The 14,691-nt window shown below is 54.9% G+C and carries 13 protein-coding genes; 4 read left to right on the top strand and 9 right to left on the bottom strand.

Annotated elements, in window-relative coordinates; all coding sequences use genetic code 11:
• Positions 1–9 precede the first annotated feature (9 nt).
• Both trmFO and SPV1_RS05160 read right to left on the bottom strand, forming a co-directional pair.
• Positions 10–1,356, bottom strand: a complete 1,347-nt coding sequence (trmFO, locus tag SPV1_RS05165; RefSeq protein WP_009850068.1) for a methylenetetrahydrofolate--tRNA-(uracil(54)-C(5))-methyltransferase (FADH(2)-oxidizing) TrmFO — start codon at positions 1,354–1,356, stop codon at positions 10–12.
• A 91-nt stretch (positions 1,357–1,447) separates the two neighbouring features.
• A complete protein-coding gene (locus tag SPV1_RS05160; protein WP_009850067.1) occupies positions 1,448–2,026 on the bottom strand; it encodes an NUDIX domain-containing protein in 579 nt (192 codons plus the stop codon).
• A 62-nt stretch (positions 2,027–2,088) separates the two neighbouring features.
• Here SPV1_RS05160 and SPV1_RS05155 point away from each other — a divergent pair, with 62 nt between their 5' ends.
• Positions 2,089–2,772 (top strand): heavy metal response regulator transcription factor, encoded by a 684-nt coding sequence (locus tag SPV1_RS05155; protein WP_009850066.1) that lies wholly within the window; start codon positions 2,089–2,091, stop codon positions 2,770–2,772.
• Positions 2,773–2,816: 44 nt separating this feature from the next.
• Positions 2,817–4,280, top strand: a complete 1,464-nt coding sequence (locus SPV1_RS05150; protein WP_231288290.1) for a sensor histidine kinase — start codon at positions 2,817–2,819, stop codon at positions 4,278–4,280.
• A 24-nt stretch (positions 4,281–4,304) separates the two neighbouring features.
• On the opposite strand, the gene SPV1_RS05145 is transcribed toward SPV1_RS05150, so the two are convergent.
• The 3 genes from SPV1_RS05145 to SPV1_RS05135 all read right to left on the bottom strand — a co-directional run bounded on the left by SPV1_RS05145 (position 4,305) and on the right by SPV1_RS05135 (position 6,527).
• Positions 4,305–5,108: a hypothetical protein gene (locus tag SPV1_RS05145; RefSeq protein WP_040881494.1), complete on the bottom strand. Its 804-nt coding sequence runs from the start codon at positions 5,106–5,108 to the stop codon at positions 4,305–4,307.
• A 124-nt stretch (positions 5,109–5,232) separates the two neighbouring features.
• Positions 5,233–5,826 (bottom strand): phosphoribosylglycinamide formyltransferase, encoded by a 594-nt coding sequence (gene purN, locus SPV1_RS05140; protein WP_009850063.1) that lies wholly within the window; start codon positions 5,824–5,826, stop codon positions 5,233–5,235.
• 35 nt (positions 5,827–5,861) lie between these two features.
• Positions 5,862–6,527 carry a nitroreductase gene (locus SPV1_RS05135; protein WP_009850062.1) on the bottom strand — a complete coding sequence of 222 codons (666 nt, stop codon included), beginning with the start codon at positions 6,525–6,527 and terminating at the stop codon, positions 5,862–5,864.
• A gap of 196 nt (positions 6,528–6,723) precedes the next feature.
• Between SPV1_RS05135 and SPV1_RS05130 the strand changes: the two genes are divergently transcribed.
• Entirely contained in the window at positions 6,724–7,725 is a 1,002-nt protein-coding gene (locus SPV1_RS05130) for an alpha/beta hydrolase (protein WP_009850061.1), read from the top strand.
• Positions 7,726–7,756: 31 nt separating this feature from the next.
• Here SPV1_RS05130 and SPV1_RS05125 read toward each other — a convergent pair whose 3' ends face one another.
• From SPV1_RS05125 to SPV1_RS05110, 4 genes are all read right to left on the bottom strand, one after another.
• On the bottom strand, positions 7,757–9,493 hold the full coding sequence (locus tag SPV1_RS05125) for a putative bifunctional diguanylate cyclase/phosphodiesterase (protein WP_009850060.1): 1,737 nt from the start codon (positions 9,491–9,493) through the stop codon (positions 7,757–7,759).
• A gap of 358 nt (positions 9,494–9,851) precedes the next feature.
• Positions 9,852–10,445, bottom strand: coding sequence for a hypothetical protein (locus tag SPV1_RS05120; protein WP_009850059.1), 594 nt, complete (start codon positions 10,443–10,445; stop codon positions 9,852–9,854).
• Between the two features lie 112 nt (positions 10,446–10,557).
• Positions 10,558–10,797, bottom strand: coding sequence for a GlsB/YeaQ/YmgE family stress response membrane protein (locus tag SPV1_RS05115; protein ID WP_009850058.1), 240 nt, complete (start codon positions 10,795–10,797; stop codon positions 10,558–10,560).
• Positions 10,798–10,941: 144 nt separating this feature from the next.
• Complete coding sequence (locus tag SPV1_RS05110; RefSeq protein WP_009850057.1) at positions 10,942–11,682, bottom strand: hypothetical protein; 741 nt, start codon at positions 11,680–11,682, stop codon at positions 10,942–10,944.
• Positions 11,683–11,832: 150 nt separating this feature from the next.
• Here SPV1_RS05110 and SPV1_RS05105 point away from each other — a divergent pair, with 150 nt between their 5' ends.
• The gene (locus tag SPV1_RS05105) at positions 11,833–14,652 is read left to right on the top strand and encodes a hypothetical protein (RefSeq protein WP_040881493.1); all 2,820 of its coding nucleotides are present in this window, start codon (positions 11,833–11,835) and stop codon (positions 14,650–14,652) included.
• Positions 14,653–14,691 lie beyond the last annotated feature (39 nt).

The raw sequence follows: 14,691 nt of genomic DNA, 5'->3' as shown, positions 1-14,691 counted from the left end.
ACCGGCGAGTTATGACTTTTTCAGCCACACATCCAGTACCGCCAGTGCTTTGTCGGAAACTGAACGGCGACGCTCCGCGCGTGAAAAGCGGCGTTTGCCGTCGCGTTTTTTGCCCGGCGGCAGCAGGCCGAAATTGATATTCATCGGTTGAAAATCCTCAACCCGCGTCTGTGAGATATGCGCCAGCAGTGCACCGTGAGCGGTGTCGGCAGGTGGTGCTTCCGGCTCTTCGCCATGCGCCATGGCTGCCAGGAAACGACCGGCCATCAATCCCATGCTGGCAGATTCCACATAGCCTTCCACGCCGGTAATCTGGCCGGCGAACAGAATCCGCGGCTCTTTTTTCAGCCGCAGTGTGTTATCCAGCAGGGCGGGTGACTTGATAAAGGTGTTGCGATGTAGTGAGCCGAGGCGGAAAAACTCGGCCTGCTCCAGTCCCGGGATCATGGTGAATACACGCTTCTGCTCGCCATAAGTCATCTTGGTCTGGAAACCGACCATATTGAGCAGGCTGCCCATGCGGTTGTCGCGGCGCAGCTGCACCACGGCATAGGCCTTTTCGCCGCTGACCGGGTGATCGAGCCCGACCGGCTTCATCGGTCCGAAGCGGGGCGTGTCTTCCCCGCGCTCGGCCATCTCCTCAATCGGCATACAGCCTTCGAAAAACGGGATGTCTTCAAAGCCCTTGAATGCGACTTTTTCGGCTGAGACCAGTTCGGCAACAAATGCTTTGTACTGGGCCTCGTTCATCGGGCAGTTGAGGTAATCACCGGCCTCGCCCTCCGCCACATTTTTATCGTAGCGGTTTTTCCAGTAGGCGATCTTCATATTGACCGATTCGGCATCAACGACAGGTGCAATGGCATCGAAAAAGCAGAGCCGGTCCTCACCGGTGAGATTCTGAATCCGGTCATAGAGCGTGTCGGATGTCAGCGGGCCTGAGGCGATGAGTACCAGGCCTTCGGGTGGGATATCGGTGACTTCGCCGGGGACGATTTCGATCAGCGGCTCGGCCGTCAGTGCGGCAGTGACCAGTGCGGAAAACTGCTCGCGATCCACCGCCAGCGCCGTACCGGCCGGGATGCGTGCCTCGTCGCCGCAGCGCATAATCAGCGAATCCATGCGACGCATCTCTTCGTGCAGCAGGCCGACGGCGTTTTCCAGATGATCGGCGCGGAATGTATTGGAACATACCAGCTCCGCGCAGTTTCCTGTTTTATGTGCCGGGGTCATCGTGGTCGGGCGCATCTCATGCAGGCGCACGCGAATGCCGCGCCGGGCCAGCTGCCAGGCAGCTTCCGAGCCGGCCAGACCTGCACCGATAATAGTGATGGTGGGAGTGGATGTGTCAGTCATCGCGGCACGCTAATCGCGCAGCCTGTGCAGACCAAGTCAAAAGCGCGTCTTATATAATAAAGCATTGTACGGTAATGACGAAAAATCTGTTTTACACCACGCCTTTCCAACCGAAGGCGAGCATCAGTGCCAGCATCGGCGCGCCGGAAGCGATGCGCCCGTCGGCCAGCATCTGCAGCGCCTCATCTTTTGATACCCAGAAGCTGCGGATATCCTCATGTTCATCGGCGATGCCGCCGCCCTCACCGACCGGCGCCTGACTGTCCACCAGTCCGAGATAGAGGTCAATGCGCTCGGAGCAGGCGCCCGGGGTTGTATAGTAACGGCCCAGCCAGGTTGTCTGGTAAGGCGCAAATCCCGCCTCTTCGTGCGCTTCCCGGATGATGGCCTGCTCAACGCTTTCGCCATCATCGACGATGCCGGCGACGATCTCGATCAGCCACGGGTTATCCCGCCGAGCCACAGGGCCGATACGAAACTGCTCCAGCAGCAGTACCTGATCGGTGTGCGGATCATAGAGCAGCATGGCCGCTGCATCGCCGCGCTCCATATTCTCGCGTAGTACGGTTTGTTGGCCGCCATCGAAGCGCTCATGTGTAACCTCCCACTCGTCCATGGAGAAAAAACCGCGGTATAACGGCTTCTTGCTGACTATGCTGTAATCCATCATTCCACCCCCTGCCTGATATTCCCGCTTCACGAAACGGCATGTCGAATGCTACACTAAGCCGCATGAAGATTCTGGTGGTTGAAGACGAAGAGCGTGTTGCGCATTTTATTCAGAAAGGGCTGAAGGAAGAGGGCCATGCTGTCGATATATCCTATGACGGCGAAGACGGCGAATTTTTGGCTGAGGTCAATGATTATGACCTGATTATTCTCGATTTGATGCTGCCCAAGAAGAATGGTCTGGTGGTTTGTCGCGAGTTGCGTGCCAGTGGCGTATCCACGCCGGTGCTGATGTTAACGGCCCGTGATTCGGTGGAAGACAAGGTGCGCGGACTGGATGCCGGAGCCGATGATTATCTGGCCAAGCCGTTTGCATTTGAGGAGCTGCTGGCTCGCGTGCGGGCACTGTTGCGCCGCAAGTCGGAGAGTAAGTCGCCGGTTCTGAAAGTGGCAGATCTGGAGCTGGACCCGATCAGTCGCCGTGTCAGTCGTCAGGGCAGCTCCATTCGCCTGACGACCAAGGAGTACGCCCTGCTTGAGTACCTGATGCGCAATCCCGGCAAGGTACTTTCACGCACCCTGATCGGCGAGCATGTCTGGGATATGAACTTTGACCCGGAGAGCAATGTGATTGATGTCTATATCAGCCATTTGCGCTCAAAGATCGACAAGGGGTTTGATGTGTCGCTGTTGCACACACTGCGCGGGCAGGGCTATCTGCTGACAGACGATACGCCGCCAGCTTGAGCCGATTGGCACTGAGTATTAATCCTTTAGGCATCCTTAACAGGGTGCGATCCAACATGTTTCGCACCTTCCGCGGACGGTTGGCGCTGATGTATGTGTCGCTGGAGCTGGGCATTCTGTTGTTTGCCGGTCTGCTGCTCTATACAGCACTCTCCAATCGCGTGTACAACGAGGTGGATGAGGAGCTGACCAATCAGGCCACCTCGCTGGCCAGTAGCCTGGAAGATACATCCAGCTATTTCTGGTCGGCTCATATGAGCAACTTCGCCGATCATTATGCCGGCGCGATCCAGCTGATCAGCGCCAACGGCCTGGAGCTGTTTCGCTCCGATCGCTCCCTGATTGATCGCGGCGGCAATGATATCAGCCGGGCGCTGGGTATCTCCTTTCGCAGCGGTAGACCGGCATTTGCCTCAACCGAATCGCTGCTGAACAAAGCCAATGTCCGTGTCATTGCGTTTCCGATCTACCGGGATAACCGCATTATTGCATCGCTGCTGCTCGGTCACAGCACGTCCGATATCCGCTCGGTATTCAATCTGATGTATCTGATCGGCGGCATACTCGGCGCGATCTCTATCCTGATCAGTGCCGGAGCCGGTTATTATATGGCCAAGCGGGCACTTGATCCGATTCAGGAAATTACCCGTATTGCCCGTGCAGTGGCTGCCGGCGACCTGTCGCGACGTCTGACTTCACGCGCCCAGGAGAAAGAGATTGGTTTGCTGGTACGGGTGCTTAACAAGATGTTTGCCGACCTGGAAACAAGCTTTATGGCACAAAAGCGCTTTACTGCCGATGCATCGCATGAGTTGCGCTTGCCGCTTACCATCCTCAAGGGCGAGATCGAGGTGGCCCTGAGACACCCGCGCAGCGAAGGCGAATATCAGCAAATCCTGCGCCAGCAGCTGGGTACGATCGACCGCATCCAGCGTATTGTGAACGATCTGCTGACGCTGGCGCGTGCCGATGCGGGGCAACTTGAACTGGTCCAGACGCCGGTCGATCTGTCGCTATTGTTGCAGGAGGTTGGTCAGCAACATCTGATTCTGTTTGATAGTCAGCATGTCGCGCTGGAGATGGATATCGAGGATGACCTGGAGATCATGGGCGATGCCACCCAGATTGAACGCACAATGATGAATCTCCTCTCCAATGCATTTAAACATGCACCGGAGCACTCAGCCATCTATCTGTCGGCGACAGCCGTGAAAGAGTCAGTCATTATCTGCGTGCGTGATGAAGGACCGGGTATTGCCGAGGAGCAACAAGGGGCGCTGTTCGACCGTTTTTTCCGTGCCGATGATGCCCGTTGCCGGAAAGACGGTGAGGGAGCCGGGCTGGGTCTGGCAATCTGCAAGCGAATTGTTGATGCCCATGAAGGTGATATCTGGGTGCAGAGCAAGCAGGGGGAGGGCTCATCCTTTTTTGTTCGCCTGCCGCTGCATAGGGCTGAAACGGCCCACCAGCAGCGGGTCAGTGATGTGATGGATGCTGCAAAAGCGTGAATGTGCAGCTGATACAGGTGCTGATCAGCGTTTAACCATCAGGTAACCGTTATCTCTTTTCTTCAGGTCGCCGGCTACGCTCTCTGCGGCGACCCGCGCCACGAACTTCAGGCCTCCGGCGCTCTGTTTGGCTTTTGACAGCAGAGTGTCGAAATTCTTATAAAAATATTGATCATCAGCTACATATACACTGGTCGCATAATCCACGCGGAATGACAACAGTGAGACATCCTCGCGGTCAAAGCCAACGTTATATACATTTGATGCCAGAGTCTTTCGGTCATCGGTCGAGACCAGGTCGGCGACCATCACCATGCCCGGACGGTAGGGCTTGAAGGGCGAGCCGGAAAAATAGCCGAACTGTTTGATATCAATTCTCAGCAGTGCATCCACGCCCTCAACGCGCTTGTCGTTTTTGCGGTAACCGGAGAGCGCCTGCCAGTAGGTCATATCCAGGTCTTTGACGATATAGCCCTGCTTGCGCAGTCGTTGTTTTATCCCCGCACGCATCTGGTTCAGGCACTGCTGCAACAGGGCAGGGTTTTCATCCTGATACTGGATGCGTTTGGCCTGGCGGGCGAGTTGCTGCACCATTTTTGCACTGATACCGATAATGGCGTAAACAGGGTTTTCCTGGCGGATATCAATTTGCTTGTTGACCTGGATCTGCGGCAAGCCGATCACCCTGACCGATTTTTGCGTGTTGCGATCCATCGTCAGATGGGAGGTGTGGGTGGCACAGGCGCCCTGCATCATGAGCAGCAGACCTGCTGCAAGTCGCATGATCATCTTGCCGGTGAACCACTCTCTATCGTACCAATACCGCATTTAAAGCTCCCTGAAGCCGGTTAAACCTCCGGCCCGTTCCCTGTTTTTATGGGGTGGAAGCTATGTATCAGGGGGCCGGCCGATGTGACCTGACGCACAATAGCAGGTCGGGTATGTGACGGATTCAGGGTTTGTGCCAGATCACCCGCCGGCCATCGAGCCGGAAACCCTCTTCGACGATACGTTTCAGCGTCGCCGGATAGAGACGGTGTTCCTCCTGCTGGATGCGGGCATGCAGGCTCTCCCGGTCATCATCATCCAGTACCGGTACGACGGACTGGGCCAGAATCGCTCCGCCATCGACGACCTCATTTACCAGGTGAACGGTGCAACCGCTGACTTTGACGCCATAAGCAAGCGCATCACCTACGCCGTCAGCACCGGCAAAGGATGGCAGCAGGGCAGGATGGATATTGATAATGCGACCGGCAAAGCGTTGCACAAAGGCTGCGGAGAGGATGCGCATATATCCGGCCAGAACAATCCAGTGAGATCCGCTCCGTTCAATGGCATCGCCACAGGCGCTGTCATAGGCCGCCCGATCAGCATAATCTTTCGGATTGATATGCAGCACTTCATTGATGCCGGCCTGGCGTGCGATAGTCAATGCACCTGCACCTGCCTTATCGGATATGACCATTCGTATATCAGCCGGGCAGACTCCGGATGCGATAGCATCCAGGATAACAGCCAGATTGCTACCGCGACCGGAGGCCATAACTACGATAGATCGGTGACTCATTCGCACATCCTTCAATTAAAAAAGTGGGCGAAAGTATGCATATCTGCACGCGGGGTGCGATAATTGTTTGCCGGTGCGTCCGTATCGGCATAACCCAGCGCCATGCCGCAGAGCAGGATGCTGTCATCAGGATAGCCGAGCGCAGTTTTGACGATGTCCGGATATTCGGCCAGTGCCGCCTGCGCACAGCTGGCTACCCCCTCCTCAGTGGCGGCAAGCATCAGTGACTGGATAAACATGCCGGCGTCCAGCCATGCACCGGCTTCCATGGAGGCATCGAGAAAGAAGAACAGGCAGACGGGCGCATCAAAGGCTCGGTAGTTAGCGGCCCATTGATCCAGCCGCCGCTGTTTGTCCTCCCGGTCAATATCCAGCGCGTTGTACAGCTGCAGTCCACACTCCCGCCGACGTGCCTGATACGGTTGCTGCCATTGTCGGGGGTAGTAGTGGTAATCCATGTGGGCCTGTTCGCCACTGTGAAAGCGCTGAAGGATTTGCTCTTGCAGTGCGCGCTTCGTTTCGCCGGTTACGACGGCTACCTGCCACGGCTGGGTATTGGCACCGGACGGGGCATGGCGTGCCATATTCAGCAGCTGCTCGATCAGGGTCTGATCAACCGGCTTGTCCAGAAAGGCGCGGGTGGATTGTCGTTGTTGCAGTGCATCACGGACATGCATTTCGTTTTGCTCCAACACTGTTTGGCATGGTTCTCTCCTCCCGGGAGTCTGTCGGACCAGTGCTACCCGGCAAGCTGTGTCTGCTTGCTGCGATCACCACAAGTCCGAGAGTGGGAAAGCGCGAGCATAGCAGACATTGTTGCGTTGCCTATGGGTGAAGTTGGCAGGGGCGCTGGCGACCCATAGATTGCGGGGCATGAAGCTGCTGTTGTCGCGTACCTTGTCGCTATGTTCTGCCTTGCTGCTGCTGGGGGTGCTGTGTGGCTGTGCACCGAAGTTTATCCCGCCGGAGAAACTGCATGTTACGCCGAGTCTGATCGCCGGGCAGTTTGTCTCCTTTGACGGCACCCGGCTGCCTGTGCAGCGCTGGTTACCGACAGGTGCACCCCGGGCGGTGATCATTGCCCTGCACGGGTTCAATGATTATTCGCACTTTATCGAGCCTGCAGCAACCTGGTGGTCGAGGCGCGGCATAGCTGTGTATGCCTATGATCAACGCGGATTCGGGGCCTCGCTGAATCATGGTTACTGGCCGGGCAGGCAGGCTTTTGCCCTGGATCTGAACGCCTTTGTCGCTCTGATCCGGCAGAGGCATGCGGGAGTGCCTGTCTATCTGCTGGGAGAGAGCATGGGGGCGGCAGTTGTTCTTGAGGCGTTGGCTGAGACATCGGTGCGTGTGGATGGTGTGATTCTCTCTGCACCGGCCGTGTGGGGCTGGCACGCCATGCCGATCTGGCAGCAGTGGGGACTGAGGCTGGCCGCATACACGATTCCGTGGAAACGCTTTACCGGCTCATCCCTCGGCGTGGTTGCATCCGATAACCGGGCGATGCTGATCGCTCTGGGCCGCGACCCGTTGGTGATCAAGGAGACGCGTGTCGATACGATTTACGGGTTGGTCAACCTGATGCAGGAGGCCTCGGAAGTCGTGCCGAAGCTGACCTCGCCGGCACTGATCCTGTACGGCGAAAAGGATCAGGTGATTCCCCGGGCGGCCGTGCTGGATGCCTTTGCTCCGGTGGTCGGTGCGGGCAGGGCAGTACGCTTGCAGTTCTACAGCAACGGTTACCACATGCTGCTGCGCGATCTGCAGGCGGAAGTGGTTTGGCGCGATGTTCTGGTATGGATGTTGGATCGGGAGGCTCCCCTGCCTTCTCAATCAGAGGGTTTGAGCCGGTTATTTCAGGGTGATAAGTGAATGGCCTCTGCCATGCATCCACTATTGTATGCTATTCATCCGGTTGCAACCCGTCCCGGACAAAGGCTTCCAGCCAGCGGGTGATTTGCTCTACCGGCAGCGGCCGGCTGATAAAATAGCCCTGAATACGATCACAGTTCATGGCTGTCAGCGCATCCCAGTCCCGTCGGGTTTCCACGCCTTCGGCGACAACGCGCAGGCCCATATTGTGGGCCATGCTGATGACTGTGCGTACAATCACCTCATCATTTTTATGTTCGTGCATGCCCATGACAAAGGAGCGGTCGATTTTCAATTCATCCACCAGCAGGTGCTTGAGGTAGGCCAGTGATGAGTGACCTGTGCCGAAATCATCAATGGATACATCGACCTTCAACTTGTCGATCTCCAGCAGTACCGTGGAGGCCTGATGGGGGTCGGCCATAATCATGCTTTCGGTGATTTCCAGTACCAGTGAATGATCCGGCAGGTTGTGTCGTTTGATGCAGTCGGCAATACGCTGCACGATATCGTCCTCTTGCAGACAGTGGGCGGAGAAGTTGACAGCCACCGTTACAGGCAAGCCGGCCCGATGCCATGCGGCACACTGTTCCATGGCAGACTCAAGCACCCACCATGTCATCGGGATAATCAGTCCGGAATCCTCGGCCATCGGAATAAACCTGTCGGGAAAGACCATGCCTTTGACCGGATGCGGCCAGCGAATCAGAGCCTCCAGCGACGGGATGCCTTCACCATGGGTCACTACCTGCGGCTGATAATAGAGCTCCAGTGTTCCGGTCGTAATGGCCTCATTCAGTTCGTTGAACAGAGAGAGCCGCTCCAGGCTGTGTTCATCCAGCAGTGACTGATAAACCATTGTGTCCATCTTGTTGTTTTTTGCATGATGCATTGCCGCGTTGGCGCGCTGCATCAGATCCGCGATGTCCTCGCCGTGAGTCGGAAATTCAGCGATGCCGATACTGACGTCGATGTTCAATATATGCCCCTGCATCTCAAATGATGGATTCAGCGCATGATGCAGTTTTTCGGCGACGATTTCCGCCTGCTCAATGTCGTTATTGAGCAGCAGCACGGCAAATTCATTGCCGCCGACCCTGGCCAGCGTATCGGAGGAGCGCACGGCCTGCTTGAAGCGACTGGCCACTGCCTGCAGCAGCAGGTCACCGACCTGCTGCCCCAGAGCATCGTTGATTTGTTTGAATTTTTTCAGGTCCATCAACACCAAACAACACTTGAAGGCCTGACGGCGGGCAATCTGGAAAGCATGCATGGCCCGCTCTGCCAGCATCGGTCTGTTGGCCAGTCCTGTCAGGGTGTCGTGTCTGGACTGGTATTCCATCTCTCTGCAATTGTGCTGTAGCTTGGCCGACAGACGATCTACTTCCTGTATCAGTGAATTACGCTGCCGTTGCAGGTCGTCGTGCCTGGTCTGCATCAGTTGTAATAAGGTGGAGAGAGACATATCCGGTAGTGATGCCTGCTCCTCCCTGATGAGTGCTGCATCGGGGGCTGCAGGCAGACTTGCCAGCTCCCGCCATGTTCCGGATGAAATGACCAGCCTGTACCCGTCTGGCCCGCTCTCGATGTCACAAGCTATTGATGCAGCCGGATGCTGTCGGTTGTGAATTGATACGGAAGCAGCAAGCTGTTCGGCTCGCTGTTCGGGCATGCCAAGCTGCTGCGCCAGATGCACGATCTTGTGGTAGACGATAATGTCCTGCGTTTGCTCCTGCACGCAGAGATCGGCGATATGTTCTGTCGTCATTGATCGTGTTCCCTTCCCTGCATCCGGTTTTATCCGACGCCTGATGTACTGCGTATCGGTGTGGCGCAGTACGTATATGGCATCAGCCGGGGTTGCTCCGCAGTGCTAGCACATCCGATGCCATGTCTACGGGCTGCAAGTCAGTCGGACCCGTCATGTCCGGCTTTTTCGCATACTGTGACGATGTCGATGAGGATGTTTATCTTGCCGTAAACGATCGGTTTCCGGAGTTGCTTGTGAAGGAAAACAGGCTGGCTACCGGCTTATCGGTGACCGATGAACGAGTGGAAATACCTGCCTCTGTTTGTCAGCAGATATACCGTTCAATCCCGAGGCTTGTTGTGTCTTACCCGCGGCTCTACCTGTCAGCTTTTTCATCCAGACTTTTGCGCAAGGCTTCGAGTCTGTCGGGGTAGTTATCAGCATCGCCATAGCTCATGAAGCGGCGATAGTGCCTGTGGGTCGCGAGCAATTTATGTGCGTGTTTGATCGGGCAAAAATAGAGCTCGGTTCTGGCCAGAATCTCCTGAACATAGGCAACCAGTCCGTTGGCATAGCTGCAGTAAAGACAATGAAATTTTTCAAAAATATTCAGGTAGGCCAGGTGCTGGCGGTCGAATACGATATAATCGCTACGTCGGACCCGGGTGATTTTGTAGATGGGGAAACAGCTGATCTGATAGAAGCTTATGGTCAGATCCACGATCAGTAATGGTATAATCATGCTGTAGATAATCGGAGCGGTAATAATATTGATGGGGCGAACGCCCACCAACCAGACCCAGACATTGGTTTTTAACCGGCGATGGGCCTGCCTGATACTTTTCTCAAACTCCACCCTCTTGCCCTTGAGTTGAAACAGCAGCGTATCCTCATGTTGCTGGACCTCGTTGGTTAGTTCCTCTTCCAGTTGTTTGATTTGATCAATTAACTGTGTGATGCGTGCATTCATCGCGTTTCCTGCAGAATGTGTTGATGTCTGATGTATGACAGGGGTTCACGCATCATTCCGATCATGTTCTGTTGTAGGTTATGACAAGGAGTTCGCTCTTGCATAGTATCAGCTAACGTTTAATCAGTCCGACGATAAATATCAGGATGACAGCTCCGAGTATCGCCGCCATCAGGGTGCCGACGGCTCCGGCAAAGGAAAACCCGAGAAACCCGAACACGAATTTGCCTATAAAGGCGCCGATGACACCGATAGCCATATTACCGATCAGGCCGAAGCCGCCACCTTTGGTCAGGTTGCCTGCAATCCAGCCGGCAACCGCACCTATCAGAAGAAAAATAACCAGGTTCATAGAATCCTCCCCGAGCTTAGAATATCAGCCAGCATAGCGTGCCAACTACGATTCAGCCAATCATCGTTCAGGGTCAATTGAAACGGGGAGAGCGATATCCACACGGACTATGCGTACGTGCTGTTGCGTACCTGCCCTCGTCGATTAATCCGCCATGATCACGGCATCGATTTTTTTCTGTACTGCGCGTGTGCTGATTCCTTGCTGGATCAGGGTTTGACGCAATTGGATCAGGGAATCGATTGTTGCTTTTTTTGCTTCAGGTGTCATGTGCGGTGAAGCATTATGGATCACACCGGAGAGCCCGAGTTCGGCTGAACATGTCAGATGGTAAGTGTACACATCTTGCAGAGCCTGTTTAAGTGTATAACGATGAATATCCATCTCTTCGCGCGCCAGCATTGTGGTTCGAATGGCCTCACGCTGTTTTGTGATGACGGCGATCATGGCTTCAACCAGTTGTTGTTTCGGCTCTGCGGCAATAGCGGGTTGATCAAGAACCATATCGGGATTGATGTAGTCCAATGTTCTTCGTGCCATGCCGTCAGTCAATAAGGCCGCCAGCTTGTCCCGGTGGTGTGATTCCAGCGACCAGCGTTTAATCTGTTTGGACAGGCCGGCAAGTCGGTGGTTGCATACCAGGTTTGAGTCTTCAATGAATTCACTGATCAGGCTGTTTCTGGCCTTTATTCGGTCACTGGCCTGATCTGCGTGCAGCATGCGGTCATTCATCAGATCTGCCGGTGTAGCCGTCGCTTTTGTGGCAAAAGCCTTTAGTACACCGGTCGGGTCGGAGTCCATGGCGTCCTGAGCTGTGACGCAGCCGCTCAGGATGAGTAGCAACGACGGCAGCAATACGCGTCGGTATCGGTTGAGTTGTTTCATGGCATCACTCCGTTGCAGTTATATACAGCATGCGAAAATGTGAAAGCAATGATCGGGCCAGCTCGAAAAACTGGATTTGAAGCGGAGGTATAACCGGACGCATTGGCGCGGAGCTTGCTCGCGCTGCCTGTGGCTTTGCCGGAGGGGGATATGAGCAAAAGAACAGGCTTCTATTATTATGCCGAATGGGTGATGTCGCATCATCGCTATGGGTTGTTGATGCTGTTGTTGATTCTGCTCTCCTTTACCCGTAATCAGGCGATCGCCATTGTCTTGAGTATTTTGTTTATCGGCGAGCTGGTATTGCGTGCCGGCCTGATGCGCTTTAAACGCAAAACCAACCCGTATAAGTCATCGCTGGACCTGAAACTTGACATGCTGTTCCTGTTTTTTGACATGCTTGCGTTGCTGTCAATTCTGGCGACGGCATTCGATGTGCAAATGATATTGGGTGAGGAGGGGGCTGCTGCACGCTTCCTTAGGGCACTATACCTACTGCGCGTGCTGCGACTATTCCGTTATATCGACATGCAAAGCCTGATGTTTTCGCCCGGTTATGGCATGTTTATCTCACTGGTAGTGATGCTTTCCTTCTTTGTTGAAGGGCAGATGCTGTGGGGGATTGTCATCTATTTTTCCGTGGAAGTGATCATCCGCCTTGTTCTGCTCAGAAATATGACATTTGCAACCCGGCGGGATCGCCTCGTCGAGTGGGGATTCTGGGGGGTCGATGTGCTGGCAACCATCGTGATGGTGCCGGGCCTGACTTCAATCCCGTACGGAAATGCACTCCGAGGGGTCAGGCTGGTGCGGCTGCTCAGACCATGGATGGTGATCCTGCGCAATCTGGGCAAGGTATTCCGGGAAGGTGATTACACTCAGGAGATTGTACTGGTGATTCTGTTGCTGGCCATGCTGTCGATTACAGGCGGGGTGGTGGGCCATTACACGATGACCGGTTTCGACTTTTCACAGGATGGCTTGCGCTCGGCGATGGATGATAATCTGTTTGTGCAGATATGGTTTTCCTTTCGCACGCTGATGGCGGCAGGCAATCTGGTGAGTGACCCGCTGGGTGATGGCAATCTGGCGCTGTTTTCGGTGTTTAGTGTAGTGCTGGGTATGTTTATACTATCTTTCTTTATCGGTATTGGCTCCAGTATTATTTCCGGCCTGATGGCCAAACTGCGGAATGAAAGGCTGATGATCGCCAACCATCTGGTAATGATCGGCTGGAACAGTGCTTCGCCGTTTATCATTGAAAAGCTGAAGCTGCTGTCTGATCAGCGCTTTACCAGCCTGAAGCTGGTGTTCCTCGGAGAAACAAACAAACGACCCGAAGAGCTGGAAAGCTGGGTAACATTTCGCTGGGGTGATACCGAAGATGCGGACTCCATGGAGCGGGTGAATCTGGGCTCGGCCAGGCAGGCGCTGGTCTGTACGGACGACACGCTCAGTGCTGCTGAAGAGTTGTCGCAAAATTTGTTTTCGTTGCTGGCAATCCGTCAGGCCAATCCCGATATAGCGGTTTCCTATACGGTGATGGGCATGGTGCAGCCGCGGCTAAAATCCTACGGTCATATGTTGCAGGTCGGCTGGGACAAGGCAGGCTATTATAATAAGCCGACCGTGCTGATTTCCGAACCGGATATGCGTGCCAACCTGATTCGCAATGTACTGCTATATCAGGATGTTGATCAGGTGCTTTCCCGCCTGATGATTCCCGAACGCGAAGATGAATCGGGCATGCATGTGGTGGAGTGGAAAGGGTGCATCGCCCAAAGGTCGGGAGAGTGGTTTTTTATCGATAACGCGCAAGCAATCAGGGTTACCGAGATGATGCGCCGCTGCTTTGAGCGAGGGGTTGTTCTGATTGCCGTGGCGGATATTGATCTGCAGGTGCATCCACTGACGGCATTGAGCTCGGATGTGCGGGTGACGTCAGTGCTGGGCGTGGCGGTGGATCATGCCACCCTCTATGGTGAGTTCGAATACTGCCTGAACATGGATAATGTCGAACGGCCGGCCGTGCCTGATGCAGGCTCTGTTCCGGCACTGTTGCCGCGGCGGCGGAATCTGCGCCTGCTGGCTGTTGGCTGGGTTGGCGCGCTGCCGCTGATGCTCAAGCGCCTGTTAGGCTCATTTGAAACGATCCATGTGACCCTGCTTGATGACATGAGCAAGGAAGAACACCTCGATACCAGGGATTATGTACAGGGCCGTATCAGTGATATGGAGGGGGCGGAGCAGCGGATATCCGTCGATATCAGGCGTTGGGACTTTTCACGTATGGAGTCACTGCGCGAGCATGTACGCAGTGCAGACAAGGTGATTGTATCCCGACCTGCTCATGTCGTGAAAAAACCGCATGCCATGGTGGCCTCGGTGTTGTCACATACCTTTTCTCTGGCTGAAGAGGAGGGATGCCGGCCGGAGATGTTTGCCATTGTCGATACGCGTAATCAGGCGCGTATGCTGCAGAAGGAGCTGGATCGTTTTCAGCTGGATATGGATGTGAATGTAGTGGTGCCGATGGAGTTCTATGGCACCTATGCTGCGCATACATCCTACCTGATGTATACATCCTCGTCTCCGGAAGTATATGACATGCATCGCTCTCTGCGCTATCTGCTCGACAGTCTGATGAGAGGCGAATTGGATGCAGGCGTGCCGATGGCGCTGGATGTACTGCCCTGTCCGGAGCACGCAACAGATATGGATGCTGCCAACCTGTTTTCCGCCCTGTTGCAGCAAGGATTGATCTGGATTGGTTTTCGTGTTGATACGGCTATTGTTGCCGATGTATTGAAGCCGAATGTGGTCATGCGCCTGTTTCCCCGTCGACATGAATTCCAGTGTCTGCGGCAGCTGGAGATCATGATCAATCCGTTGGGTAATCCGCAAAGCCTTGCTGTATGGAATCATCAACAGGCACATATTGTTGAGCTGATTGTGATTCGCAGGCGCTGACTAACAGGCGTAAGGCCTTTTCTTTCGCTCGGGATGGCC

Origin of the sequence: Mariprofundus ferrooxydans PV-1, from assembly GCF_000153765.1 — a bacterium.
Lineage (GTDB): Bacteria > Pseudomonadota > Zetaproteobacteria > Mariprofundales > Mariprofundaceae > Mariprofundus > Mariprofundus ferrooxydans.
The sequence above is the reverse complement of the archived record's forward strand: the minus strand, read 5'-3'. Positions and strand labels throughout refer to the sequence as shown.

Bases quoted from the DNA above. Each gene is read 5' to 3' on its own strand.
- trmFO (WP_009850068.1), bottom strand. From the start codon at position 1,356: ATGACTGACACATCCACTCCCACCATCACTATTATCGGTGCAGGTCTG.
- SPV1_RS05160 (WP_009850067.1), bottom strand. From the start codon at position 2,026: ATGATGGATTACAGCATAGTCAGCAAGAAGCCGTTATACCGCGGTTTT.
- SPV1_RS05155 (WP_009850066.1), top strand. From the start codon at position 2,089: ATGAAGATTCTGGTGGTTGAAGACGAAGAGCGTGTTGCGCATTTTATT.
- SPV1_RS05145 (WP_040881494.1), bottom strand. From the start codon at position 5,108: ATGCGGTATTGGTACGATAGAGAGTGGTTCACCGGCAAGATGATCATG.
- purN (WP_009850063.1), bottom strand. From the start codon at position 5,826: ATGGCCTCCGGTCGCGGTAGCAATCTGGCTGTTATCCTGGATGCTATC.
- SPV1_RS05135 (WP_009850062.1), bottom strand. From the start codon at position 6,527: ATGCATGTCCGTGATGCACTGCAACAACGACAATCCACCCGCGCCTTT.
- SPV1_RS05130 (WP_009850061.1), top strand. From the start codon at position 6,724: ATGAAGCTGCTGTTGTCGCGTACCTTGTCGCTATGTTCTGCCTTGCTG.
- SPV1_RS05125 (WP_009850060.1), bottom strand. From the start codon at position 9,493: ATGACGACAGAACATATCGCCGATCTCTGCGTGCAGGAGCAAACGCAG.
- SPV1_RS05120 (WP_009850059.1), bottom strand. From the start codon at position 10,445: ATGAATGCACGCATCACACAGTTAATTGATCAAATCAAACAACTGGAA.
- SPV1_RS05115 (WP_009850058.1), bottom strand. From the start codon at position 10,797: ATGAACCTGGTTATTTTTCTTCTGATAGGTGCGGTTGCCGGCTGGATT.
- SPV1_RS05110 (WP_009850057.1), bottom strand. From the start codon at position 11,682: ATGAAACAACTCAACCGATACCGACGCGTATTGCTGCCGTCGTTGCTA.
- SPV1_RS05105 (WP_040881493.1), top strand. From the start codon at position 11,833: ATGAGCAAAAGAACAGGCTTCTATTATTATGCCGAATGGGTGATGTCG.